The sequence below is a fragment of the Leuconostoc inhae genome, from assembly GCF_019656015.1.
In the GTDB taxonomy this organism is placed as follows: domain Bacteria; phylum Bacillota; class Bacilli; order Lactobacillales; family Lactobacillaceae; genus Leuconostoc; species Leuconostoc inhae_A.
In genome coordinates this window covers 1-22,272 of record NZ_BPKW01000018.1, presented here as the reverse complement: position 1 = coordinate 22,272, position 22,272 = coordinate 1, and the positions used below count along the sequence as shown (strand labels likewise).

Annotated in this window: 36 protein-coding genes and 1 tRNA gene; 26 read left to right on the top strand and 11 right to left on the bottom strand. The window is 36.1% G+C overall.

What is annotated here, in order from left to right:
• Together K5Q14_RS08990 and K5Q14_RS08985 are read left to right on the top strand one after the other, a co-directional pair.
• Window positions 1–537, top strand: a 537-nt coding sequence (locus K5Q14_RS08990; RefSeq protein WP_220735418.1) for an IS3 family transposase, incomplete at its 5' end; no start/stop codon positions are given.
• Window positions 538–761: 224 nt separating this feature from the next.
• The gene (locus K5Q14_RS08985; RefSeq protein WP_220735417.1) at window positions 762–1,220 is read left to right on the top strand and encodes a Tellurite resistance protein; all 459 of its coding nucleotides are present in this window, start codon (window positions 762–764) and stop codon (window positions 1,218–1,220) included.
• A 112-nt stretch (window positions 1,221–1,332) separates the two neighbouring features.
• On the opposite strand, the gene K5Q14_RS08980 is transcribed toward K5Q14_RS08985, so the two are convergent.
• The gene (locus K5Q14_RS08980; protein ID WP_220735416.1) at window positions 1,333–1,809 is read right to left on the bottom strand and encodes a DUF2178 domain-containing protein; all 477 of its coding nucleotides are present in this window, start codon (window positions 1,807–1,809) and stop codon (window positions 1,333–1,335) included.
• 16 nt (window positions 1,810–1,825) lie between these two features.
• Window positions 1,826–2,026 carry a helix-turn-helix transcriptional regulator gene (locus K5Q14_RS08975; protein ID WP_220735415.1) on the bottom strand — a complete coding sequence of 67 codons (201 nt, stop codon included), beginning with the start codon at window positions 2,024–2,026 and terminating at the stop codon, window positions 1,826–1,828.
• A 181-nt stretch (window positions 2,027–2,207) separates the two neighbouring features.
• Between K5Q14_RS08975 and K5Q14_RS08970 the strand changes: the two genes are divergently transcribed.
• The 5 genes from K5Q14_RS08970 to K5Q14_RS08950 all read left to right on the top strand — a co-directional run bounded on the left by K5Q14_RS08970 (window position 2,208) and on the right by K5Q14_RS08950 (window position 5,456).
• The gene (locus K5Q14_RS08970) at window positions 2,208–2,666 is read left to right on the top strand and encodes a hypothetical protein (protein WP_220735414.1); all 459 of its coding nucleotides are present in this window, start codon (window positions 2,208–2,210) and stop codon (window positions 2,664–2,666) included.
• Window positions 2,653–2,862, top strand: a complete 210-nt coding sequence (locus K5Q14_RS08965; protein WP_029510782.1) for a helix-turn-helix transcriptional regulator — start codon at window positions 2,653–2,655, stop codon at window positions 2,860–2,862. The genes K5Q14_RS08970 and K5Q14_RS08965 overlap by 14 nt, the downstream gene beginning before the upstream one ends.
• Window positions 2,863–2,923: 61 nt before the next feature.
• A complete protein-coding gene (gene recQ, locus K5Q14_RS08960) occupies window positions 2,924–4,720 on the top strand; it encodes a DNA helicase RecQ (RefSeq protein WP_220735413.1) in 1,797 nt (598 codons plus the stop codon).
• Window positions 4,721–4,770: 50 nt separating this feature from the next.
• A tRNA-Ser gene (locus K5Q14_RS08955) sits at window positions 4,771–4,858 on the top strand.
• Window positions 4,859–5,117: 259 nt separating this feature from the next.
• Window positions 5,118–5,456 (top strand): hypothetical protein, encoded by a 339-nt coding sequence (locus tag K5Q14_RS08950; protein WP_220735412.1) that lies wholly within the window; start codon window positions 5,118–5,120, stop codon window positions 5,454–5,456.
• A gap of 969 nt (window positions 5,457–6,425) precedes the next feature.
• On the opposite strand, the gene K5Q14_RS08945 is transcribed toward K5Q14_RS08950, so the two are convergent.
• From K5Q14_RS08945 to K5Q14_RS08910, 8 genes are all read right to left on the bottom strand, one after another.
• On the bottom strand, window positions 6,426–6,899 hold the full coding sequence (locus K5Q14_RS08945) for a TspO/MBR family protein (protein WP_220735411.1): 474 nt from the start codon (window positions 6,897–6,899) through the stop codon (window positions 6,426–6,428).
• Between the two features lie 26 nt (window positions 6,900–6,925).
• On the bottom strand, window positions 6,926–7,477 hold the full coding sequence (locus tag K5Q14_RS08940; RefSeq protein ID WP_220735410.1) for a hypothetical protein: 552 nt from the start codon (window positions 7,475–7,477) through the stop codon (window positions 6,926–6,928).
• A 411-nt stretch (window positions 7,478–7,888) separates the two neighbouring features.
• Window positions 7,889–8,803 (bottom strand): DUF6414 family protein, encoded by a 915-nt coding sequence (locus K5Q14_RS08935; protein WP_220735409.1) that lies wholly within the window; start codon window positions 8,801–8,803, stop codon window positions 7,889–7,891.
• 92 nt (window positions 8,804–8,895) lie between these two features.
• Window positions 8,896–9,717, bottom strand: a complete 822-nt coding sequence (locus K5Q14_RS08930) for an HAD-IIB family hydrolase (protein WP_220735408.1) — start codon at window positions 9,715–9,717, stop codon at window positions 8,896–8,898.
• Between the two features lie 142 nt (window positions 9,718–9,859).
• Window positions 9,860–10,288, bottom strand: coding sequence for a hypothetical protein (locus tag K5Q14_RS08925; protein WP_220735407.1), 429 nt, complete (start codon window positions 10,286–10,288; stop codon window positions 9,860–9,862).
• Between the two features lie 141 nt (window positions 10,289–10,429).
• Window positions 10,430–10,576, bottom strand: a complete 147-nt coding sequence (locus K5Q14_RS08920; protein WP_220735406.1) for a hypothetical protein — start codon at window positions 10,574–10,576, stop codon at window positions 10,430–10,432.
• Window positions 10,577–10,616: 40 nt separating this feature from the next.
• Window positions 10,617–11,048, bottom strand: a complete 432-nt coding sequence (locus K5Q14_RS08915) for a M78 family metallopeptidase domain-containing protein (RefSeq protein WP_220735405.1) — start codon at window positions 11,046–11,048, stop codon at window positions 10,617–10,619.
• On the bottom strand, window positions 11,049–11,417 hold the full coding sequence (locus K5Q14_RS08910; RefSeq protein WP_220735404.1) for a helix-turn-helix domain-containing protein: 369 nt from the start codon (window positions 11,415–11,417) through the stop codon (window positions 11,049–11,051). It abuts the gene before it with no gap.
• A gap of 210 nt (window positions 11,418–11,627) precedes the next feature.
• Between K5Q14_RS08910 and K5Q14_RS08905 the strand changes: the two genes are divergently transcribed.
• The 19 genes from K5Q14_RS08905 (at window position 11,628) to K5Q14_RS08815 (ending at window position 21,480) form a co-directional block, all read left to right on the top strand.
• Window positions 11,628–12,236 carry a Rha family transcriptional regulator gene (locus K5Q14_RS08905; RefSeq protein ID WP_220735403.1) on the top strand — a complete coding sequence of 203 codons (609 nt, stop codon included), beginning with the start codon at window positions 11,628–11,630 and terminating at the stop codon, window positions 12,234–12,236.
• A 53-nt stretch (window positions 12,237–12,289) separates the two neighbouring features.
• Entirely contained in the window at window positions 12,290–12,532 is a 243-nt protein-coding gene (locus K5Q14_RS08900; protein ID WP_220735402.1) for a hypothetical protein, read from the top strand.
• A 10-nt stretch (window positions 12,533–12,542) separates the two neighbouring features.
• Window positions 12,543–12,797, top strand: a complete 255-nt coding sequence (locus K5Q14_RS08895) for a hypothetical protein (RefSeq protein ID WP_220735401.1) — start codon at window positions 12,543–12,545, stop codon at window positions 12,795–12,797.
• 100 nt (window positions 12,798–12,897) lie between these two features.
• A complete protein-coding gene (locus K5Q14_RS08890) occupies window positions 12,898–13,059 on the top strand; it encodes a serine/threonine protein kinase (protein ID WP_220735400.1) in 162 nt (53 codons plus the stop codon).
• Window positions 13,059–13,247: a hypothetical protein gene (locus K5Q14_RS08885; protein ID WP_010384513.1), complete on the top strand. Its 189-nt coding sequence runs from the start codon at window positions 13,059–13,061 to the stop codon at window positions 13,245–13,247. Before K5Q14_RS08890 ends, K5Q14_RS08885 begins: the two co-directional genes overlap by 1 nt.
• A 14-nt stretch (window positions 13,248–13,261) precedes the next feature.
• Window positions 13,262–13,495 (top strand): hypothetical protein, encoded by a 234-nt coding sequence (locus tag K5Q14_RS08880; protein ID WP_220735399.1) that lies wholly within the window; start codon window positions 13,262–13,264, stop codon window positions 13,493–13,495.
• Between the two features lie 16 nt (window positions 13,496–13,511).
• Window positions 13,512–13,790: a hypothetical protein gene (locus K5Q14_RS08875; protein ID WP_220735398.1), complete on the top strand. Its 279-nt coding sequence runs from the start codon at window positions 13,512–13,514 to the stop codon at window positions 13,788–13,790.
• Entirely contained in the window at window positions 13,787–14,104 is a 318-nt protein-coding gene (locus K5Q14_RS08870) for a MarR family transcriptional regulator (RefSeq protein WP_220735397.1), read from the top strand. Before K5Q14_RS08875 ends, K5Q14_RS08870 begins: the two co-directional genes overlap by 4 nt.
• Before the next feature lie 2 nt (window positions 14,105–14,106).
• Window positions 14,107–14,316, top strand: coding sequence for a hypothetical protein (locus K5Q14_RS08865; RefSeq protein ID WP_010385310.1), 210 nt, complete (start codon window positions 14,107–14,109; stop codon window positions 14,314–14,316).
• Window positions 14,309–15,127 carry a bifunctional DNA primase/polymerase gene (locus K5Q14_RS08860; protein ID WP_220735396.1) on the top strand — a complete coding sequence of 273 codons (819 nt, stop codon included), beginning with the start codon at window positions 14,309–14,311 and terminating at the stop codon, window positions 15,125–15,127. The genes K5Q14_RS08865 and K5Q14_RS08860 overlap by 8 nt, the downstream gene beginning before the upstream one ends.
• On the top strand, window positions 15,117–16,541 hold the full coding sequence (locus K5Q14_RS08855; protein ID WP_220735395.1) for a phage/plasmid primase, P4 family: 1,425 nt from the start codon (window positions 15,117–15,119) through the stop codon (window positions 16,539–16,541). Before K5Q14_RS08860 ends, K5Q14_RS08855 begins: the two co-directional genes overlap by 11 nt.
• A gap of 340 nt (window positions 16,542–16,881) precedes the next feature.
• Window positions 16,882–17,235 (top strand): hypothetical protein, encoded by a 354-nt coding sequence (locus K5Q14_RS08850; protein WP_220735394.1) that lies wholly within the window; start codon window positions 16,882–16,884, stop codon window positions 17,233–17,235.
• On the top strand, window positions 17,232–17,576 hold the full coding sequence (locus tag K5Q14_RS08845; RefSeq protein ID WP_010386088.1) for a hypothetical protein: 345 nt from the start codon (window positions 17,232–17,234) through the stop codon (window positions 17,574–17,576). Before K5Q14_RS08850 ends, K5Q14_RS08845 begins: the two co-directional genes overlap by 4 nt.
• 64 nt (window positions 17,577–17,640) lie before the next feature.
• Window positions 17,641–18,048 (top strand): hypothetical protein, encoded by a 408-nt coding sequence (locus K5Q14_RS08840; RefSeq protein ID WP_220735393.1) that lies wholly within the window; start codon window positions 17,641–17,643, stop codon window positions 18,046–18,048.
• The gene (locus tag K5Q14_RS08835; protein ID WP_010382913.1) at window positions 18,045–18,245 is read left to right on the top strand and encodes a hypothetical protein; all 201 of its coding nucleotides are present in this window, start codon (window positions 18,045–18,047) and stop codon (window positions 18,243–18,245) included. Before K5Q14_RS08840 ends, K5Q14_RS08835 begins: the two co-directional genes overlap by 4 nt.
• A gap of 121 nt (window positions 18,246–18,366) precedes the next feature.
• Window positions 18,367–19,488, top strand: coding sequence for a tyrosine-type recombinase/integrase (locus tag K5Q14_RS08830; RefSeq protein WP_220735392.1), 1,122 nt, complete (start codon window positions 18,367–18,369; stop codon window positions 19,486–19,488).
• A 163-nt stretch (window positions 19,489–19,651) separates the two neighbouring features.
• Window positions 19,652–19,894: a hypothetical protein gene (locus K5Q14_RS08825; protein WP_220735391.1), complete on the top strand. Its 243-nt coding sequence runs from the start codon at window positions 19,652–19,654 to the stop codon at window positions 19,892–19,894.
• A gap of 55 nt (window positions 19,895–19,949) precedes the next feature.
• Window positions 19,950–20,363 carry an iron chaperone gene (locus K5Q14_RS08820; protein ID WP_220735390.1) on the top strand — a complete coding sequence of 138 codons (414 nt, stop codon included), beginning with the start codon at window positions 19,950–19,952 and terminating at the stop codon, window positions 20,361–20,363.
• 148 nt (window positions 20,364–20,511) lie between these two features.
• Complete coding sequence (locus K5Q14_RS08815) at window positions 20,512–21,480, top strand: cation:proton antiporter (protein ID WP_220735389.1); 969 nt, start codon at window positions 20,512–20,514, stop codon at window positions 21,478–21,480.
• Between the two features lie 174 nt (window positions 21,481–21,654).
• On the opposite strand, the gene K5Q14_RS08810 is transcribed toward K5Q14_RS08815, so the two are convergent.
• Window positions 21,655–22,158 (bottom strand): hypothetical protein, encoded by a 504-nt coding sequence (locus tag K5Q14_RS08810; protein ID WP_220735388.1) that lies wholly within the window; start codon window positions 22,156–22,158, stop codon window positions 21,655–21,657.
• Between the last annotated feature and the right edge of the window lie 114 nt (window positions 22,159–22,272).

Here is a 22,272-nt window from a genome sequence, read left to right as displayed (position 1 = left end):
TCTGTGATGGTCAAACGCTTCCAACAGCCAACAACGACAGTTGATTACAAACAACGACCAAATTTAATCAAACAGCTCACGTCAGTGAATGCTTGGAGCATGGACATCACTTATTTGAAACTAACTGATGGGCAATGGGTGTATCTTGCGTCCGTGTTGGATCTAACTAGCCACAAAATTTTGGCCCATCAACTTAGTGCCACGATGGACACAACGTTAGTCGTATCAACGTTACAACGCGCTTTATCGCACCACGCAAAACCAGATTATTTGCACACTGATATGGGCAGTCAATTTACGAGCTTTGGCTTTGAACAACTATTACAGCAACAAACTATTGCGCATTCTTATTCAAAATTAGGGCATCCATATGACAACGCTAAGATTGAAAGTTTTCATTCACTCTTAAAGCGCGAAATGATTTATCAATTCAGATTTGCCTCGCTGGCGCATTTGATTTTGGCAGTTTCAAACTATTTAGACTGGTACAATGACGAACGTATCAGTGTGGTGCATCGCAAAATGCAAGTCGCTTAACCGAACAGCCCTAGATAAAAAAGAGTCCGAACTATTGACTTAGGAGCACTGCTATTGGGGAGTTGGTGCGACTGTAACTGTTAAATTATTAGACTATTGAGTCGCATCTTTTGAATAATCTGATAGTCACTTGAAGTGGTATAATCAAATTATTCAAACTGCGCGACAATCAGAATAAGCCGTCCTGATAATACTGTGCAAAACCATAAGTAATGGAGAAACGTATGATTCGTGACATGGTTCGCGCCAAGCCGTTGAGCTGGCTACTTTTTATTTTAGGTTCAGATATCTTAACTGCCTATGTTTTAAATATCATACATCAGCAACACTTTAATGTGACTCGTGATTATTTGACGATTCTTAAATTAGTGGGGATGGATCTTTTCAGTTTTATTTTTATCATGTTATTTTTGGATTGGTTACATATGAAATTTTTTGCCGGTCAACCGGAAAATTTATTCGATAAAATTACACGAATTGGTGGTAATATTTTAGCGGCTTATTTTGGGTGGTTTAGTGTTTTGTATATGATCGTTCAAGGTATCTATATTTTACGAAGGCAGTTTTTAGGATTTCAAGAAACACAATTATATATCTTGATTATCACAGCGGGTGTGGCTGCTATAGTTCATTTTTTATTGCGACGAAAAATATCGTGGCGCTTTCAGTTGAACCCATTTTGAGTGTAAATAGTCGGTTAATGCGTAAAAAGCGTTGTCTCTTTTTTAAGAAACAGCGCTTTTAAATACAGATTTTAAAACACAGTCAAAAAAACTCAAATAAACAGCGAGACTATCAAAGTTTATGATCATAAAAAATCCAAGCAATTAAGTAAACAAACAACATCAAGTTCAAACAAACCGCGATTAAAATAACTGGCATGAGACGAAGCACTAAAACAGAACTTGTGAGGGCGTTTCCGAACACAAGAATAACTAAAGATGCGGCTAGAATATTAGACATGAATTGATAAGTGATTTTGGTCGCATGTTGCGAAATGATTTGTTCACGTTCGTCTTGATAACTCAATTCTGCATTTTTAGTATCATAACCATCATGTTTTCCGAAATATTTACTGTACCCGTAGCGCAAAACAGTAAAAATAAAAGCAGCCAATATGAAAACTAACCATAATTTGTCAAAATGAATTTCGACAAGATAATCAGATGAATTCGTATTCATAGTAGAACCTGCTATCGTTGTTGCCACTGCAGAAGCTAATAGTGTTGCAAGAATCATATTAGACAATTGTTCAAAAATTATTTTTTTCATGATTTAACATTCCTTTTTATTCCTCAATGCTGAAAATATCATTAATATCTAGATGAAGTACCTTTGCTATTTGTAAAGCCAATAACAATGATGGCGTATAATTGCCGCGCTCTAAAGAATTAATGGTTTTTCGAGAGACAGTGACTAACTGAGCTAGATTTTCTTGTGTCAGTCCAGCTTGCTTACGATAATATTGAACATGATTAACAACTTCCAAAACAATCACCTTCTTAATGTGTAGTTGACTTCTCTTTTTATTGTATCAAATTAAAATGAGAAGTCAACTACACATTTTAAGAACAGCTGGAATAATATTTTTTAGCTATATGTATAATATAGTTTACTTTTAGTCGTATATAATGTATATTTATAGAGTATTTAAAAGAAAAGAGGAGTTATTGATGGAGAGTCACAGAAGAGAGCGTTGGGGAAGAGATGAGTTTCAAGTTGCAAAAACAGGTGGGATTGATACCAGGGGGTTGTATATTGCTATGGGAAGTATCCTTACTTTAGTGGCAATCTCATTTTTAGACATTAATTGGGCAGAGACTAAAACTCAAATGCTTTTTGTTGTATATATCTTAATTATCCATCAAGCTATTGAACAAACATTAGGTGGAACAGATACATATTTGTTGAAAATGACTGCAAACCAACAGTTGATACTGGCAATTGTTATGATAGTATTAGGGGTGATTTATTTATATTTTTGTTTTGGCATGAATATTTTAATTAATCATCAGATTACTTTTGAGGGTATGTTTAATGTGATGAATACGGTTTTTTTATTTTTCTATGCATTGACAGTACTATTTGCCATTTATAAGGAGAAAAAGTCTACTGATGGCGAATCATAAAAACTTAAAACTTAAATCAGCGAGAACGCTTGCTGGTATGACGCAAATTGATCTTGCTAAGTCTGTGCATGTTACACGTCAGACAATAGTAGCAGTTGAGTCGGGGAATTATAATCCCTCTATTAACTTGTGCATTGATATTTGTAAAGTACTGGGTTGTACATTGAATGACTTATTTTGGAATGAAGACAATTAAAAATTGGAACGGCAATCTGTTTTAAGTACACAACAATCGACCAATAGCTTATAATAGAATTATGCAAAAACCGCGTGAAATTTTAAAAGAAGTATTTGGATACGATGATTTTCGTACAGGACAATTAGATATTATTGAAAAAGTATTGGCGCATAAACATGCGTTAGCCATTATGCCCACTGGTGGTGGGAAATCTATTACATATCAATTACCAGCACTGATGTTTCAAGGGATTACGTTGGTGATTTCACCTTTGATTTCTCTTATGAAAGATCAAGTCGATGGCTTGGCTGCCATGGGGATTGACGCTACTTTTTTAAATTCAACACTAGCTGGTCAAGTACAAGCACAGCGTATGTCAGATTTGCGATCAGGCCACTATAAGATGTTGTACGTCTCACCGGAACGCTTGGAAATTCCAAGTTTTTTTAGTTTTATTCAGCAATTACCCATTGAATTAGTAGCCATTGATGAGGCTCATGTCATGTCACAATGGGGCCATGATTTTCGACCAAGTTATCTCAACATTTTACCGTTATTGGCTGAAATTCCTGGGCATCCAGCTATTTTAGGGTTGACAGCGACCGCGACTGATCGCGTGCGCCAAAATCTGCAACAGTTACTTGATGTATCAGACGAAGATACTATCCTAACTGGTTTTGCGCGTGATAATTTGGCATTGAAAATTATGCATAATGTTGATAAACGACAGTATGTGCAAGAATTTTTACGTGAGAATAAAGAACATAGTGGTATTATTTATGCTGCTACACGAAAGCAAGTTGATGAATTATATGAGTTTTTAAATAAAAAAGGCGTTAAGGCTGGACATTATCATGCTGGCTTACCAGAGCGCGAACGTCAAGCGATGCAAGAAGCTTTTTTGTTTGATGAGGTACAAGTGATTGTCGCAACCAACGCTTTTGGTATGGGTATTAACAAGCCCAATGTGCGGTTTGTCATTCATTATTCAGTACCCGGAAATATTGAAGCCTATTATCAAGAAATTGGTCGTGCGGGCCGAGATGGGTTACCTGCAGAAGCAGTATTATTATATGCGCCACAAGATATTCATTTACAAGAATTTTTCGTCCAAAAATCAGAAGGTACGGAAGAACATAAACAGAATGAATACAATAAGATTCGCGAAATGAACGCATTTGCTAATACACAAACGTGTTTACCACGCTATTTACTCGGATACTTTGGGGAAGTGGTTGATCATGATTGTGGGCAGTGCTCGAACTGTTTAGATTCTCGTGAAATGGTTGATGTAACAACTGATTCGCAACGGGTTTTGGCTAATGTTGTGCGTATGAATCAAAGTTTTGGTAAGGCAATGGTTGCTAAAGTTTTGAAAGGGTCACAAGATGCAGCTGTGAAAAAGTATGACTATTTGATGAAGTTACCCACATATGGTTTGATGAAAGATCGAACGATTAAAGATTTGAGCAGTTTTATCGACTATTTAACGGCGGACGGTTACCTTAGAATTGAAGGCGGTGAGTTTCCGGTGTTAAAGGTCACTGAAATTGGGGCACGTGTGTTAAAAGGGCAATTAATTGTGGAAAAACGTGTCAATCGACGTGTTATTGCCCAACAAAAAGTGACATCAGCGGCTAAAGGACTTAAACTATCTGAAAGCGATAACAAGCTATTTGCTGCATTGAAATCTAAGCGTCTAGAATTGGCACGCGAAGCAGGCATTCCACCATTTTTGATCTTCTCAGATAAAACTTTGATGAACATGGCTATTTTGCGACCCAAGACGGACGAAGAATTTTTAGCTATTTCGGGTGTGGGTGAAAAGAAGTTTGATATTTATCATAAGGATTTTGCTGGTGTTATTATGAAGTAGTAACAACAGTTGCTAGTATTCTATTTATGTGGTATAGTAGTATCTGTTATGGAGAAGTACTCAAGCGGCTGAAGAGGCGCCCTTGCTAAGGGTGTAGACGTGTTAAAGCGTGCGAGGGTTCGAATCCCTTCTTCTCCACTCAGCATTTCATGGCGTTACATAAGGTTTCAAAAACCTTGATGTAGCGCCTTTTCTTATGAAAAACGTTGCACTGTATTTCATAGCATTTCACACAAAATGGGAAACTTTTTGGGAAACATTTTAAATAAGCAAGTAAGCAGTGTAACGGCGTTTAAGCCGTTTTTTATTTGCATAAAAGGTACAAAATAGCACATTAACAAAAATGTGGTACATAAATAGTATAATATTGATATCATACTAAATTGGAGAGCTAACTATGACAAGTACATGGACTAATCGAGAAATATTACAGCGTTATTTTAGAGGATTGGTAGACTTAGAGTGTGAGCTGATTGAGCAATATCCAGAGCGAGCCAATAAATACAGGCATGAAAACACAATATTTGTGCAGGAGATCAAGCGAGTACTAGATGAGTTCTGCAAACAATTAACGCCAGAGCTTAAAGATATGTACGTCAGCAAGTACAAAGAGAACAAGCCATTTATAGAGTTTTATAATGTCGTAGCGCCAACAAGCCAAATTATGGCTTTAAATAAAGAGTTGAACGTATTAGTGAGCCATTTAGAACGACCACAAGAACGCTTGTATGCTTAGCAGTCAAAATTATAGTGATCAACTATAAAAATACCCCCGGGGTAGGTGTTGATGGAGAGAGCGTCACTAAGTGGCGTCCTGAAATCTTACGAATGCAGAAATCAAAACTTTTTACATGGGTTATTTTAAACAATAAACGTTGATATAACAGCATCGCTAACCAAAAATAGCTGTTTAAGGGTACCACAAACATTGAGGGTAATTGCTGATTATGATGTCATTTTTATGTATATGGGGATGAAATTATATGCACGAATACACACTATAAAAAAAGTAGTGCATTTTGTTATTATGGCTTGTATTTTAAAAAGTTGGGTAGGAATAGAGGGTAGTTTTTACGGTGGGTTTGCCTTAAAACATCTAAAACCCTTGTGGCAGTAGTATTTAAAGTCCGTTTTTTTAGAAATGTACACGCTACAAGCGTTGATATAACAACATTCTTAAATTTAAATATCAAAAACATAATGCCTATATAGCAACGTTTACAGGGTAGCCCCCCTATAAAAAAGTTTTCAAAATTGAACATTTTTATAAGACGACGATATGTGTGTGCTCTCTATTCTGATAATAGGGGGCGGGGGTATAAGCGATTTAAGGCTACAGATGTAAACTAACATTATCCTGACATATCTGACACCCTAAAAAGAGAGTAACTAACTTTTTATTTAGACATTTTAGACATCCTAAAAAGAGCATATTTATGTTTTTATTCGGACATTTCGGACACCCTAAAAAAGGCAAGAATATTATTGTAAATACTTATCTCATCCCCACATGTGAATTGATAGGCTCACAGAAAAGAAATAACAGGCAAAATTTGAACGTTTAATACAAAGTAATGTATTTATACCATGAATAACTAACAAAGCTTAAAACGCCTCCTATGACCTTAAAATAGATACAATAAAAACCACGACCTAAATTAAACTGGATCGTGGTTTTATTGTGTTACAAGTTTAGTCAGCAAAACTAATTTAAAGTAAGTACAGAAACTGATAGATATGTAGCGAATAACAACCATAACAAGTAAGGGACTAATAGTAGTTTAATGGGTCGCTTATCAATCCAGATAATAGCTATAACCAAAATGTCCATTACCACGATCATGAGTGTAGCTAATAGGAAATTTGAAAACGAGAAGAATACAATGGTCCAAAATATATTTAATGCTAATTGCACATACATATAGGTATAAAGTGATTGTCGATTCTTTTTCACAAAACTTAGGTTAGCACAATAAATGCCAAGTAAAATATAGAGTAGGCCCCATGCTGGACCAAACAGCCATTTTGGTGGTGCTAGTGGTGGTAAATTAAACGTGCCATATATGTCGCCTATCGACACACCACGTATCCATTCCACGCTGAATGATGACAATGTGCCGAGAATTAAAATAGCTACAATAAATGCTATAGCTTTGACTGTGACAGAACTTTTCTTCATGTTAAAACTCCTTTTTGATTTTAATACTATCGACTGCTAAAAATCATATCAATTTGTTTGTTTATTTTATCAGCATGGCGTTGTTTTTCCAAGTTTATGACTTGCATACAGTTGTGCATTTTGTTTATTAGACTATCGATATATTCTAATTTGTGAACATAAGTAGTCATGTGCATGCCTTTTGGTTTGTTGTTAAGTGCCGAGGTAATTGGATCATATCGCAAATAGCTATAAAATGCCCACTCAAATTTGGGGTTTAGTTCCGTGCGAGCTTTAGACAATAGACGATCATAATATAGGAATTTTGAAATACTGTCACGTTGTACTGTATTTTCTTGTAGTGGGTAATATAGTTTGGCACAGTTACGACAAGCCATTACTGACTTCACAGCATATAAGGTGCCTTTACGTTTATCACAGATAGGGCATACAAGCCAATAACGCACACCACCATAGTTAGGGGATGTGGTCGTGAACTGTATTTCACGGCCATTGAATATAACGTAGTCTTTAACGCTGTGAATATTAGAGACAATATTCTTTATATTCAGTTGTTTATAGTCTGTAACTGTACGCATATATTGTCTAAATCATTAAGCAAATTTGTAACTTTTTGAAACCTTAGTTAATTGTATAAGTCTATCATACTTGATGTATTAAGCGTTATAAACCTTGTTACAGCGTGTAACAAGGTTACAAAAAAGGTCATCATATATTGCGTTGCAACCTTTTGCGATTTTTTTTCCATAGGTGGATAAATATTTCATAAACATGGCATATATTGGGTATGTTATAATGACGTCAAGATAAGAATAGCTTACAGAGAGGCGTCGGTTTATGAACGAAATAAACTTTAATAAAATTTCAAAATTAACGCAAAAACGTCTCACTGATATTTCAAAAAACCAGGCGATTCAACATAGAAATTTTCTGAAACAGAAGTCCGAGGTTAATGACAGAGTTAAAAAACAAAGAGAGAAATTTTCACGTTATTCAAAATAAATTGCGATTGGTAGTATTATGTTAGTTCCTTGTTTTGCAATATTAAATGAATCTAGAAGTACATTTGATAATATGTTAGGAATAGTGTTTATGGTTTCAGGTGCAAAATTACTCATGTCAGTAGTGGTATCACTGTTTTGTTTCGACATAACTATCCCAAAAATTTTAATTTCATGAATGGCATTTGATAGAGAACTAATTTGAGAAGTAGAGATTCTGAAATTCTTTTTATTTGCTAATGTAATATAATTGTCTGTTGAAAATAACACCGTGTTAGGGTACAGAGTATCGGCTAAATTAGCGAAACCATTTAATAATTTAAAAACATCTCCAGTATCCCCCAATGAATGTTCCAGACCTTTTTGTTCTTGTTCTATTTTCGCTATTGTTGTTCTGTCCTTATTAGGGGCTTTTTTTAATTGTTTGATTTTTTCCTTTAGTTCTTGAATTTCATCTTGATTGGCTAAATTCATGGACGCTTCAAATTTGTTAAAAACGTCTAAATCAGTTACATTTTTTAGTTGTTGAAAATCGTATGCAGAAAAGTTTGAATTAAACACCACGTAATCATTTATAGAAAGGTCGTTTTCTGTGGTTTTTAATTCATCAGATAATTCATCCAAAAGTATGTTGAGAGAGTAGTCATGAAATACTGTATCTAATAATTGAGATTCAGCTGTAGATACATCTGTTCTATTACCAACACCGCCACCTAGTCCAGCTTCAACTTCACTAAAAGGAGCTTTAATTTTAGCGGATAATGAAGCCTTTCCATCATTAGACTCACTTTCAGTTTTTGTGTTAGAAAGTGAATCGCTTTTGCTAAGCGCCACACCACCGTCGTTTTGAGCAATGGTCGAATTCAATAGATCATTATCAATATAAATAATATTTTTTACCATATTTATTTTTATTCTCCTACAACTTTTTAACGTGAACGCTTGGCACGTATGTACGCGCTCTGTGAGTGCTTTGATTTTGCAATGAGTGATAGTTAAATGTTTTCTAAATATGACAATATTTTTTTCTGAACCCCATTTTGATTATTAGAACGGTCAAGAACATTAAATATGCTTTTCATGTCCTCAGGAGAGTTAGACATAACAAAAGATTGAGAAGTTGACTCTAACATCTTTAAATCATTATAGTTGTTACCAAATACAATGGTGTCATCAGGTGTGACATTGAAATACTCTTGGAGATTTTTTACACCAACGGCTTTATCAACAGTTTTATGTTGTATTAAATAAAAATCAAAACCGGAGCCGAGACAAGAAAAGTTATCCGGTATCATATTCTGAATTATTTGAGATAATGGCTTATTAGTGGTTAATCCATTTCCAATAACTGCCATACCTAGGACACTGTCATTGTAAAGTTCGTCAATATCATTTATTTGCTTTATCGAATGGAGGAGTGGAAAATATTTATTTGCCTCCACAAGCGCTTCACTATTATGACTTAGGAAGTATGCGCCTTCTTGTCCTAGATACAGTTTTTGTTTTAAGTGTGTAGCGACGGTCTGATCTGATAAAATGTTGTCTAACGATTTAAGCTCGTCATGTGTTAATTCTTCAGAGTAAAGTAAACGATTTCCGATATAGACTGAGGCTCCGTTTTGGCATATATAGTTTATGCGTGTTTGATATTTTTCAAACTGCTTAACTAAACGCATATATTGTGAACCACTAGCGACGGTGAACTGTACGTTTTTCTTTTGACATAATTCTAATATTGTTTCAAATATTTTGGTATTAAAACTGTGGTAATCATTTAAAAAAGTTCCGTCCATGTCAGTAACGATTAATTTTGTCATTTTTAATATTCTCCGTTCTATGTTAAAAAAATATTCAATGAAAACGCCATCGTGGGTTGTCTCCCCGCCTATAGTTTGAACAGGGAAGCGAGACCCAGAGTTGGCTTCGTGGTCAAGACAAACAGTTATTTTTTGTTTTAAGTTACTTACTCATTGTTACCGTGCCATCATCAGCAACAGACTGTATACCGTAAGTAAGATATTCAGTTTGAATTTCACCAGACGTTTTCATTGTATCCGGTACTGATTTTAAGGCTTCTTCAGCGGTCATGCCTTGCTTTATTTTATAGGCGCTGGGCGTCATACCGTAAGTATTAATGAAACCTGTTAACGTGTTTGTGTCGGTTGAAATATTACTACTTTCAGTAGTGCTAGCGGTTGTATTGTTTTGTTGAGATGATGAAGTAGCAACAGGAGTAGAACTTGAAGCCTGTTCTGTAGAGGTGGACGAGATAATGCTTGAAGTTGCTTTAGAAACAGAAGAAGATGAAACAACTTTTTTACTCGTCTTTGTGGAGATGCTAGAATGTGAGCGAGATATAGTTGTTTTATGGTTAGTGTGAATAAACAAGGATCCAATTACAACTAGTATAGTACCGCATACTATCAAACCTACTAACAATAAATATTTCTTTTTAGTCATCTTGATTCTTTCATTTTTTATTTATAATATTCTTCATGATTACGTCACTTACTGATAGTAGGTGGCTTTTTATTTACGCTTTTCAGACCATTCATAGAATGCAAAACCTGCTAGAAAACCAACAGGTGTTAATTCAAGCATTGCGTTTGTAAAATAACCGACTACTAAGCCGATTAGTATGCCAATTCCAATACACCAAAAGAATTTATTAACCATTTATTGAACCCCTTTATTTATTTTGCAACAAGTCCTTAAATTATATATTCTTCAACACACCACTCTCAAGCGACAAAGGAATACCGAAGTACGCCATGAAGTCATAGAGTTTACTGTATCTGTCTGTGTTCTCGTCAAAGTAAAAATCAGCTAGCATTTTAAACGCGTAAGCATTAGCGCTTATCTCTGCATCACTTTTGGCCAAAGGCGAGAACGCATATGTTTTGTGTTGTTCGCCGTTTAATATGTGCTGTAGTTCATGAAACTTTCTAAATGGTAGTGAGAACTTAGTCTTAAAGTTAGGGTTAATGATGATTGTATTGTCAGACGGCAAGGCAACATCAGGATCGTATATTGAGCCAGCCATTTCAGCAACTATAATTTTTTCAAGGTATATCTTATCAGCGTTATAGTGTGCTATCACATCATCGAAGTAATCTAGTGGGGATGTATAGTCGAGGTATTCATACATTTATTTTCTTTCCTCGCGTAACATCTTAACGAACGCAAGAATAGAATTTTTGTAATCCTCTGATAATTCTTTACCCTCAAATGACATGATTAACTCATCATCATCTAACGCAACATGCTTTTTATCATCCCCGTTGTCAGACGCATTGTGAGCCGTTTTAAGCGCGTTGTCTGTTTTACCCTGTAAATAGTCCACTGTGGTATCTAAAGCGTCAGCAATCAGAGAAAGCATAGCAAAAGAAGGCGTTCGTTCATCACGCTCATACTTGGCTATCGTACCGCGAGACGATTTTATAATTTCAGAAAGTTCACTTTGAGTGAGCTTTTTTTGTGTACGCAATTCTTTGATTCGCTCAGCAGTAGCAGACATGTCTATACCTCAGTTTAAGATTTTATAAAGTCCTTAACTAAAAATAAAACTAAGTTAAGAAATTCTAAACGTTGTTGTATACATTGGGGACAAAAGTTATAGTTTAAGTATCAGATGTATACAAAGGGAACAATAAAATTTATAAATGTTCCTTTGTATACATCATACCAGACAAGAAAAGACATTTAAAGGCAAGAGAGGACATAAAACATGGAATTAGTATATTACAAAGGCTTGCAAGACGAGCCATACACAACGGCAGAGATTATTGCAGAATACAGTGGTGTTGATTTAGATAGTATTAATCGACTAACACGAACACACAAAGAACGTCTTTCAAAGTTTGGTAAGGTCGGATTTGAAATCCGATCTTTGGAGAGTGGGCAAAAAAGTAAAATCTGGAAATATAATGAACAACAAGCCACAGTATTAATCACATACTTGCGGAATACTGATAAAGTTTTGGACTTTAAAGATACCTTAGTGTCAGCATTTTATAACATGAAGCATGAACTTGACGAGCGCAAGATACACCGACAAGTCAACAGAGTAGTGAATATTGGTTTTGGGGATGTGATCAAGGCGCATTATCCAGACAGCAAACACGCCTACAGTAACTTCCACAGATTGGCTTATAAGTATGCTTTGGGTGTGACACCTAAGCAAATTAAAGACCAACGGCACACAGACGACCCACAGAACGCGCTCACATCAGACGAGAGCGCAAGACTTGAACGCGCTAAACAGCAAATATCATTGTTCATTCAAGACGGTTATGACTATGAGGATATTAAAGCTAAGCTATTTGCTGATATTTAAAGTGACGTGCAAGAGTGAACCACGTTAAAAGCAGCGAAACAGGAGAATATATCATGACAGACAAAATTATTATCCACGAACAAGAACGAGACCAGTTAGAAATTCTGATCGGTAAGCTACACGAAGCAAACGCCGAAGTTATAAAGTTAGTTAGTGAGGCGGCAGACACAAACTTTAGCGCAGAAATGGATGTTATGAGTGCAGACTTGCAACAAATGATAGACCATACACGAGTCATTAACAATCAAGCTGAACTCATGGCTTATCAAGAATACCGCAACCGTTTTTTAAAATAAGGAGAATATCATGACAGTATCAAACGCATTATTCACAGAGGCACAAGTTATCAAGGAAACAAACAGCGCTTTGGAAGACATCCAAGAAACATTAGCATTCACATTAGTTGATAGTTTAAAAGACGGCGACCATGTCACAACACCAACAGTCATTAACATGTTGAAAGATTTGGAAGATATGCAACTTAAATATTATGACCGTTTGGAAGAAAACGAGAAATTAGAACGACAAGCGCAATTAGGGGATGAAGAGGTGGAAGTATGATGATGTGGATAGGCGAAGTAGTGATACTTTGCATGCTACTATTTGGTGCATTTATGTTAGGTGTGGCATTCGGGGATGATATGAAAGGAGAACGCAAAGTATGAGCGTTTATGTACAGACTTTAGAACAGCTATTTAAGACGTTGCCAAACATTGCACGTAGTGAAGCACTTAATCAACATACGCAAGCACAGGCAGATATTATGACAGCTTATGAACATTTAGACAGAGCAGTCACCCGTTTAGTTGTTGAGCGTGCCTAATGGTCATTACAACGCAAACAGGGCGCACCTATCGTATTGTGAAATCAAGTTATACAGGTGTTGGTGTTTATTTATTAAGAGCATGGCGATATCACAATGGCATACGAACAAGGGAACATCTTGTGATTGATATTGTCGATAAGGCAAACGAGCGACGTCGCATTTTAGGTAAGGCACAAGCAATGTAGAGAAAGGATAAAAAATGACAGTGACGAATGATGAAATCATGTCAGAAGTACAAACGGTTAAGAATCAGTTAGACAATCAACATCATGTTTGGAAACGAGCCGAGAATGTTGCCAAGCATTTTGATGTGAGTGTTGGGACAGTCAAGAATTGGAAACGTCAGAAACTCATCCAAGGCTATAAACATGACAACACAGTGATTTATGATGTCTTAGCTATCCAACGTGATCTATTTCAAGTACAAAACTAAGAAAGGACAGCAAAGCATGAAAAAGGGCATAAAAAAAGCACATCCCCGAGCGACCAAACTTACGGATGAGCCTTGCTACAAACGCCCATATCATGGCTTTTGCTATACACATTTTACCATGAAAGATAAAAAAATAAAAAGTTTTAGTCTAACTTTAGAAGAAATTGAAGCTATTAACTCAATGTTTGATGAACCACTATTAGTTATTGACGATGATAAATTGCTTTTCAAACCAGTGGATGAGGGACGTTTTCGTCATTTGTTAAATGACTTAAAACAGGAGGATAACCAATGACAGATACACCATTATCAAACATTGAACAGCAGATTCTCAATACATTACCTGCAGGGCGTGCACAAGCCATTACATTGCAAAAATTAGCTTACTTACTGCACATCAATAAAAAGCGCGTGAGCACGATTATAGCCGACTTGCGTAAGCGCGGGTATTTGATTGGTAGTAATCGACAAACACACGGAGGCATGTATCTTATTGTGACCAGTAATGAGTTTTGGGAGACGGTCAACACGTTACAAAAAAGCGTGAATAGCCAGCAAACCATTATTAACGTGTTGCTACAACATGAAGAAAGATTTGCGAGGGTTTAAGCATGATAGTTAATAATATACATGGTTTTAATGCAAAGTCAGTGCGAGAGTTAGTACCTAAAAAGTTTACAGCAACTAATTATCTCAACAATCAACTGATATTTTTAAAAAAATTAAGCAATGAATTAGATCCAGACACAAAAGCAGGTATATTAGTGGGTGCGCAAATACCTAACCTTGAAATGGCATTGGATGAATTAGCTCATGAATAAATGGGACTATATCACACAATATCAACAAGCAGGCGCTTATGTATTCATGGCGTTACCTAATCAGAAGCATAATGGCGTGGCGGGTGGCTATCACAACAGTTTTAACAGCGGGGATGATCTACAAGCATGGCTCACACAACATTCAGAGTATCAACATGGCAATGTGGGTATTGATTTATCAAAAAGTAATCTTGTGATTGTTGATATTGATAAGCACAAACACAATGGCTTGAAAAGCATTGGCGCATGGTTTAAGGCACATGACATTAACCCAGAGACTATCCAAGATACTTATGTTGAACGGACAGCCACAGGAGGACTACACGCCTTTTATCTCATCCCCAATGGCAAAGATAAGCCCAAGAATGTCATTAATGTGATCAATGGTGTAGATGTCCTATCAGACACAGCAATTACAGTAGCACCGACTGTGATTGATAATGAAGCCTACCGAGCAGTGACACCGTTTGAAACAATACAGCAAGCCCCGGAGTGGGTGTACAGGCTATCTGAATACCAAAATAATACAAATACTCAAAGTAATCAACGGACGACCAGATACAGCAATATAGACCGTTGGTTAATGGTTAAAAATGGCTTTGAGACAGGACAACGTAATGACCAGGCTATGAGTTTAGCAGGTTACTTGTTAACGATTGATGTGGACCCACAAAGTACACTAGACATTTTAGAAATAACTAACGATAAAAGTAGTGTGCCTTTGAGCCATGAAGAATTATACCGCACGTATAAGAGTGCCTATAAACGAGAATATAACAAAAGAGTGAGGATGAACCAGTATGGCAGATGACATAGAGCCGTTACCACCACGACAAAGTACACCTGATTGGCTCAATATTGATGAAAATGGCAATGTTAAGGGTATTGATACATTAAAGTTGAGTGAAACAATTATCAAAGATAGTCCAGTTATTGGTGTGCCTTTTAATGGGAATATCAGATACTACAAATACAATGGCATATCATGGGAAAACCTAACCGAGAAATCAGCAAGAGCTTATATTGAGCGTGAAGCATTAGAAAAACTCAAGCGTTATGGCGCATATAATGTTAAACGGATGCAGGATGTTAGCAAAACAACACTCATTCAAACAATTAGTGAGCACAACCCATTTACAGAACAACGTACCGACATCATAGCGTTTAAAAATGGTACTTATGAGATTGAGACAGGGCATATCACACCTAATCAGCAAGCACACTACTTAGTTAATGGCCATGATATTGACATCAACAAAGACGGACAAGCGCCCAATATTGAAGCATGGGGCAGTTACTTATTTGGTAACTCATGGCAATTTATCAAGGAGCTACTAGGATATGCTTTCATCCCAGAATACAAAACGTTTAATACGATTGCTATTATCGTTGATGAAATGGGTGGGACAGGCAAGAGTTACTTTTTTGACAGTATTGTATTTCCGTTGTTAGGGACTAAAAATATTGTGGCCAAAGATATGGATACAATCGCAGGTAGTAATGGTAAGAGTGCTAGATTTGGTATTGTTGGACTGTTTGAGAAGTTGAGTAACATCCACCTTGATTTGCCTGATACACGTATTGAAGTACCCGACACGTTACGCAGTTTATCGGGAGGCGACAGAATGGATGTGGAAGCTAAGAATGCGGACGCTTTGAGTTTGAAGTTCTACGCCTTGTTATTATTTGGAGCGAACCAGACACCTAATATTGCCGTTAATGTGGCACTATCACAGCGTATTAAGATTGTACCAGTAACAGCACCACGAGCCAGAGAACGACCGCAGGAACAAGCCAAACGAGCTTTATTGTGGAATGAAAAAGAAGCCGTTAAGGAAGTGGGAGCGTTTGCTTATAGTGTGCTAATAGCTTATCAAGAAGCAAAACAACGGGGCAAATTTTCAACGAGTGAAGCTATTGAGACAGCAACCAAAGAATGGTTAGAACGTCAAGATTTAGTAACCACTTTCTTGAAAGACGTCATCAGAGATGATGATAATGTGTACAGTGGTGGCGCTAGTCTTGCACAAACTTGGGATGTGTTTCAATTATGGTTAGACGATAACGGCATACACAGCAAGTTACAACGCAAGCAATTTAATAACAAAATGGATCAACTAGGCTACAAGAAAATAAAAACACGTTCACATCAGACAGCAAAGCCTACAGATAATCCCATTTGGAGTTGGGACGGGTTAGATTTAAACCCATATTTTAACGAATAATTGGCAATTTGTGCCACAAAAACAGGGGTTAAACCTATGGTATGAGTGCATTGTGCCTCAAAATGTACTGTTTTTGTACCAAAGCTAAAACCTGAAAACCCTTGCGAGAGTAAGACTTAACCCCTTGTGCCATTTGTTCCAATACTTTTCATAAAAAAAATAAATAGTCCTATATAGTGTGTAGTGTGAAAAAAAGTTGGCACATTTGGTACAAAAAATAAAAGTCAGTCATATCAGGGGTTACAGGCGATATAAGCACAAAAATAACGGCACAAAAGAAGGGTACTTTTTGGTACAGATACTAAATTGACAGAAAAATTAACTTTTAAGGGGATGAAATATGAATATTTTAATCAGCATTGTCATTGTGGCATTGATTGCTGTTATTTTATTACAGCGTAGTTCATTTGAAAGAATGAGACAGTCAGCTAGGTTTATGAGTTACTATGCTAAATTAAACGAGAACGCTAAGCAACATGCAGAGTTTAAAGCAGATACAGCCGAAACATTACTAAAGATGTATGGCTATGATGTTGACAGGATAGCCAGCGGAGATAGTGGGCAGAGATTTGTCAGTGAAGCAGATAAGCAGGCGCTGTTAAAAGCGCACTATGCTAATCAATATCAGTTAGATGAAGCAGATAAAGTATTTGAACAAGCAAAAGAAAAGTATGAAAGTGAGACAGTCGCATGAACATTTTAATTGGCATGATATTTATAGCGTTGATTGGTTATATATTTGAGCAACGGAGACACATCAAGTTCCTTGAACAAGCTAATTACAATCAAGAAACACGACATGTTATGACGAAACACCAACGATATTTATTAGAACATCAGATCGAAACATATAAGTTTGCACTAGATACATTGGGTTATGATCGAGATGAAATCAATAAAGGTAATTACACGAAACACGTGCCAAGTCAAGAGAGATTACAAGCGTTATATGCAGAATTTGCACGCAAAGAAAGCATATATCGTAGTAAGAACATACAATTTGAGACGGAATTAGAGCTACGAGGAGTTGAGTAATAGCAGTGATTAACAGATAAACATTAAAAACGGAACATTGCTTTTACTAGTAAAAGGTTTTTCTATGGATATTGAAGCATTGATGAAACGTTTTGTATTACCGAAGAGAACATATGCAGACAAAGAGACGACTATGTTTTATGTTTATGTCCATAATCTTGTTATGAATGAGTTAATCAGGCGTAAAATCACGACACATAGAGCCGTGACATTTGTTTTGAGATTTACAATTCATGGCAATAAAACAAGAGCCTATCAAGAGACACACCCAATGGCAACTAAACGGACAGCCAATGTGAATGCTAACAAATACTATAAGCGGTTTGATGTTTACGTGGCACAGAGTATAACCATGTACTTAGTCTACAAAGATAGATTAACATTAGCGTTAGATATTAAATACATCAACAATTATGGCATCGATAGATACGTTAACAGTCTGATATTAGAATTATGGAAAGGAAAGCTATGAGAGAAACAGCAACAGATACCCAGTTATGGCCAAAGTGGCTAAAGCGCAGTGAAGCACACAAATATATCAGTGTTGCAGACAATACATTTATTAAACGCTATGTGAACACTGGTAAAGTTAAGGCTTATCCAACCGAGCACGGCATACGATATGATCGTGATGAAATTGATGAAGCAGTGCGACATTATTATGACTAGGAGAGTTTAAGAAAGCGTTAAGCAGAGTTAAGACAACATGATAGTGTGAAATAATGAAAGCGTGTGAACATGCTTTTTTATTTTATCTTAATCTCTGCTTACTTGCTGGTAAGGATAAATAATGAAAGTACAACAAATAGATACAAAGAACGGCAGAACGTGGCAAGTAGACGGCTACTTGATCAATGATAGTCAACAAATTAGAGTTAAAAAGCGGGGTTTTGACAGTAAACGTAGTGCGCAACAATGGTTTAATAATGAGAGTGTTCTGTTTGAAAATGGCGAGAGTAAATACAATAAAAAAACAACTCCCAACGTCATGACCGTTAAAGAGTTGTATGATATGTGGCTTGAAACCTATCAGCATACCGTGGAAGAAAGTACGCTTAATAAAACAATGAACGTGTTTAATATTCATATCATCCCCGAGTGGGGTAAAATGTTAGTTTCTGATATTAAACCGTTAGACTTACAAAGATATATTAACACAATGCAAGGCAAAATATTGCATTATCGTAAGATAACAGGCTACTTTAGACGATTGCTAAATATAGCGGTACGTATGGATATGATAGATGTAGACCCATTCACTAAAATAGACATGCCAAAAGAGCGCAGACAGACGAATAAACCTAAGCAATTCATGGACGTTGAAGAGTTTAAAGCCTTTGTTGATGTTTTGGACAGTCAGTATAAATACATCAACCATCAAGCTTATACATTGCTTAGGTTAGGTGCATTTACGGGTATGAGGACAGAAGAGTTACTAGCTTTGCAATGGGAACATGTAGACTTTGATAATGGCTACATTAATATTGTGCAAGCGTTGGGACGCGGGTTAAATGGTAGCACCTATATAAAAATGCCTAAGAGTCAAACGAGTAAGAGAACACTCAAGATTGATAATAAAATGCTGTCGGTTTTGTCTGATTGGTACAAAGTCAGCAATCATAAAACCAATGACGATTATATATTCAATAATCAAGGTAATACATTGCAGGTTATGCGTCCTAATAAGTGGTTACATGATGTGAGTGATAAGTATAATGTAGCTGTTGGCTTATCCATGCACAAGTTAAGACATACATGGGCGACATTAGCACTCGACCAAGGAGCAAGCGTGAAGCAAGTACAAACTTATCTGGGACATGCGGATGTGTCTATGACATTAGATGTTTATAGCGATATTACCAAACGAGCCAGTGATGAGACTGGTAGTATATTAGCAAAACTAGATATTTAGGGAAACAAAGTAGTAAAAACCGCCATGAATGCTTTTATATCGGGGATGGAGTAACTCCCTTCTTCTCCACTATAACGTATTAAGGCGGTGCATAAAATTTATGCACCGCCTTTTTTGCCTATTGGCACAGTATATTTTACAAAAAAATAAGAGGGGTATGTATATGGTAGTTAGTATTATTTATTGGGGTGTTATTATGTTGTTAATTATAGTTGGATCTATTTTGTTATACAGAAAATATAAATTTAATAATATAAAAATAGCATGGTGGTCTTATTTGTTATACATAGCAACATTTTTGTCATGGCTTGTCGTCAAACAACATGCTGATGTCAGTTTTTTCATTACTTTGGCAACGACATTGGCTGTATTATATGTTATGTTAGCTATACATCAAAAGAATTAATAATCGTGTTAACCTAACTTATTTGTATCTAGAAATTCAGTATAGGAGAAAAATTATGACGGATAAAAATACCTTTTCTGATTTTGAACGTGAGGCAATGAAGGAACGAGCAGAAGAACTGCGAAAAACCAAAAATACAGAAGCTGACGTGTTAGATAAAATTTCTGAGATGCCGGCTGATGAAGCAAAAATTGCGGTTGAAATTCATCAACTGGTGAAAGAAATTGCACCAGCATTAAAACCAAAAACTTGGTATGCTATGCCTGCTTACGCCAATGATAATGGCAAAGTTGTACTATTTTTTCAACCGGCGACTAAATTTAAAGCAAGATACTCAACTTTAGGTTTTAACGACACTGCGACATTAGATGATGGCGATTTTTGGCCAACAGCCTTTGCAATCAAAGAAATAACGCCGGCTGTTCGTCAACAGCTTAGTGTTTTAATTGAGAAGAGCATTCAAAGCTGATGATAGGTAGATTGTTTGATATTGAAGAACAAGTCATGGTATGATTAAATCACTTAAATAAATCACGGTTGGGCGAAAGCTTCAAGAAATGAATTGGTCGGGGAACCAGTTGTTTTTTGAAGTTTTTTCTATGTTAAGGAGATAAAAAATGTCATATATGGCTATTGCGTTACTAGTTGTTGTTACCATTATTTTTGGAAAGATAGCAACAAAGCTCGGATTTTCAGAGGTTGTGGGACAACTTTTGTCAGGAATCATACTCGGATCGAGTGTATTAAACGTCGTGCAATCAACAAGTTTAATTCATTTATTGTCAGAAATCGGTATTTTCATACTGATGCTAAATTCTGGTATGGCATCTGATGTTAAAGAGATGAGAAAATATATTAAGGCATCGACTTTAATTGCGATTATGGGTGTCGTTGTGCCTGCGGTATCATTTCCTATTGTCTTTATGTTAATGGGGTACCCATTAAAAGTAGCCATTTTTGCTGGCGTTGTTTTTTCAGCCACATCCATATCAATTACTTTGGCAGTTTTAGCGGAACAAAAGAAACTCGCAACGCCTATGGGGGCCATCATTTTATCTGCAGCGGTGCTTGATGACGTGATTGCATTAATTGCAGTGACGCTGTTTTCTGTATTGATTGGCGGTGGTGGTACACTTGGATTGGGCAGTTTGTTGCCCTTAGTTGCTTTTGCGGCAGGCATTTTGTTAAGAAAATTATCATTTTCTGATCAGCTGGCGCGCGGGCTCAGTGGTCTAGGAAACTGGCTATTTTATCCGATATTTTTTGGTGCGATTGGTTTAGGGGTGGCAATTCAAAACTTGAATGATAAAATCTTGCCAGTTATGTTGTTCAGTATGTTAGCTATCATGACGAAATTTTTTGGCTCGCTATTTGGGGCCAGATTATCTGGGTTAAATAAAACGGTTGCCCAAGCTATTGGTGCGGGTATGATTTCCAGAGGCGAAATGGCCTTGGTGATTACACAAATAGGGATAACTTCTCATCTTATTGGGGATGCGGTTTCTGCGGAATTCATCGTCGTTATCATGGTGTCAACGATTATTGCGCCAATAGTGATGAAGCCGCTTTTTCATCGTGTGAATTAATAGAAATAGTTGGTTATAATAAAACCCGGTTGCTTAGACAGTTTCTCTTGTCTAAAAAATCGGGTTTTTTAATCAACTAAATGTTTTTAATGACTGCACAATCAGATTAATAAATGCTTGGCGGTTAATGCCTAATAACACGGTTGTGTTTTAATAATTAATGTACTTTTGGATTCATGATTTTGTAGGGGATAAAAATAAATAGTGATCAATGGCTGCTAGCATTGTTTGTAATTCTTGAGGATTGAAAACATTGCGTATAATAATACATTTTTTATGGGGTACAATAATGTCAAAAGTATCTGTTAAGATAATATCTGCAATATTTATATCGTCAATTATATTGACTGCAAGTGATGTGTAAATAGTTTTTAATTTTGTTTTTAAAAATTCTCTGACGCTATAATCTGCAAAATGCATATAAATAGTAACTTGTTTTTGTTTGTATGTTTGAGTGGAGAAGAAAAATAAATTCGAAAAATAATCAATAGCAAAATCTTTAGGCAATCCAAGACAGGGGTTATTATGCCCTATTTTTGGCAATGTCGTAGTCAAAAAAGATTTGATTTCTCGCATGCCTGTTGTATTTATTGTCCGTTTGTTGTTTAAGAATATTGCGTCAGATTTTAAAATCTCAATAATATTAAGACGAATGTGAAAAGCTAATACATAAAACATTAAACAAAAATACTTTACTTTTGCTATGTCATCAGAGTTGGTGTTAGTCTAAAAACATGGACACGGTTTCTACTACGATATAATAGACGTAGGAGAATAACCCATGACGCAAAA

Coding starts and splice junctions, on each gene's coding strand:
- K5Q14_RS08895 (WP_220735401.1), top strand. CDS start 12,543: ATGACAGTATCAAACGCATTATTCACAGAGGCACAAGTTATCAAGGAA.
- K5Q14_RS08905 (WP_220735403.1), top strand. CDS start 11,628: ATGGAATTAGTATATTACAAAGGCTTGCAAGACGAGCCATACACAACG.
- K5Q14_RS08920 (WP_220735406.1), bottom strand. CDS start 10,576: ATGGTTAATAAATTCTTTTGGTGTATTGGAATTGGCATACTAATCGGC.
- K5Q14_RS08850 (WP_220735394.1), top strand. CDS start 16,882: ATGAATATTTTAATCAGCATTGTCATTGTGGCATTGATTGCTGTTATT.
- K5Q14_RS08940 (WP_220735410.1), bottom strand. CDS start 7,477: ATGCGTACAGTTACAGACTATAAACAACTGAATATAAAGAATATTGTC.
- K5Q14_RS08915 (WP_220735405.1), bottom strand. CDS start 11,048: ATGTATGAATACCTCGACTATACATCCCCACTAGATTACTTCGATGAT.
- K5Q14_RS08935 (WP_220735409.1), bottom strand. CDS start 8,803: ATGGTAAAAAATATTATTTATATTGATAATGATCTATTGAATTCGACC.
- K5Q14_RS08820 (WP_220735390.1), top strand. CDS start 19,950: ATGACGGATAAAAATACCTTTTCTGATTTTGAACGTGAGGCAATGAAG.
- K5Q14_RS08950 (WP_220735412.1), top strand. CDS start 5,118: ATGACAAGTACATGGACTAATCGAGAAATATTACAGCGTTATTTTAGA.
- K5Q14_RS08880 (WP_220735399.1), top strand. CDS start 13,262: ATGACAGTGACGAATGATGAAATCATGTCAGAAGTACAAACGGTTAAG.
- K5Q14_RS08930 (WP_220735408.1), bottom strand. CDS start 9,717: ATGACAAAATTAATCGTTACTGACATGGACGGAACTTTTTTAAATGAT.
- K5Q14_RS08985 (WP_220735417.1), top strand. CDS start 762: ATGATTCGTGACATGGTTCGCGCCAAGCCGTTGAGCTGGCTACTTTTT.
- K5Q14_RS08965 (WP_029510782.1), top strand. CDS start 2,653: ATGGCGAATCATAAAAACTTAAAACTTAAATCAGCGAGAACGCTTGCT.
- K5Q14_RS08900 (WP_220735402.1), top strand. CDS start 12,290: ATGACAGACAAAATTATTATCCACGAACAAGAACGAGACCAGTTAGAA.
- K5Q14_RS08810 (WP_220735388.1), bottom strand. CDS start 22,158: ATGTTTTATGTATTAGCTTTTCACATTCGTCTTAATATTATTGAGATT.
- K5Q14_RS08910 (WP_220735404.1), bottom strand. CDS start 11,417: ATGTCTGCTACTGCTGAGCGAATCAAAGAATTGCGTACACAAAAAAAG.
- K5Q14_RS08865 (WP_010385310.1), top strand. CDS start 14,107: ATGATAGTTAATAATATACATGGTTTTAATGCAAAGTCAGTGCGAGAG.
- K5Q14_RS08890 (WP_220735400.1), top strand. CDS start 12,898: ATGAGCGTTTATGTACAGACTTTAGAACAGCTATTTAAGACGTTGCCA.
- K5Q14_RS08875 (WP_220735398.1), top strand. CDS start 13,512: ATGAAAAAGGGCATAAAAAAAGCACATCCCCGAGCGACCAAACTTACG.
- K5Q14_RS08825 (WP_220735391.1), top strand. CDS start 19,652: ATGGTAGTTAGTATTATTTATTGGGGTGTTATTATGTTGTTAATTATA.
- K5Q14_RS08815 (WP_220735389.1), top strand. CDS start 20,512: ATGTCATATATGGCTATTGCGTTACTAGTTGTTGTTACCATTATTTTT.
- K5Q14_RS08840 (WP_220735393.1), top strand. CDS start 17,641: ATGGATATTGAAGCATTGATGAAACGTTTTGTATTACCGAAGAGAACA.
- K5Q14_RS08885 (WP_010384513.1), top strand. CDS start 13,059: ATGGTCATTACAACGCAAACAGGGCGCACCTATCGTATTGTGAAATCA.
- K5Q14_RS08835 (WP_010382913.1), top strand. CDS start 18,045: ATGAGAGAAACAGCAACAGATACCCAGTTATGGCCAAAGTGGCTAAAG.
- K5Q14_RS08980 (WP_220735416.1), bottom strand. CDS start 1,809: ATGAAAAAAATAATTTTTGAACAATTGTCTAATATGATTCTTGCAACA.
- K5Q14_RS08855 (WP_220735395.1), top strand. CDS start 15,117: ATGGCAGATGACATAGAGCCGTTACCACCACGACAAAGTACACCTGAT.
- K5Q14_RS08845 (WP_010386088.1), top strand. CDS start 17,232: ATGAACATTTTAATTGGCATGATATTTATAGCGTTGATTGGTTATATA.
- K5Q14_RS08870 (WP_220735397.1), top strand. CDS start 13,787: ATGACAGATACACCATTATCAAACATTGAACAGCAGATTCTCAATACA.
- K5Q14_RS08830 (WP_220735392.1), top strand. CDS start 18,367: ATGAAAGTACAACAAATAGATACAAAGAACGGCAGAACGTGGCAAGTA.
- K5Q14_RS08945 (WP_220735411.1), bottom strand. CDS start 6,899: ATGAAGAAAAGTTCTGTCACAGTCAAAGCTATAGCATTTATTGTAGCT.
- K5Q14_RS08860 (WP_220735396.1), top strand. CDS start 14,309: ATGAATAAATGGGACTATATCACACAATATCAACAAGCAGGCGCTTAT.
- recQ (WP_220735413.1), top strand. CDS start 2,924: ATGCAAAAACCGCGTGAAATTTTAAAAGAAGTATTTGGATACGATGAT.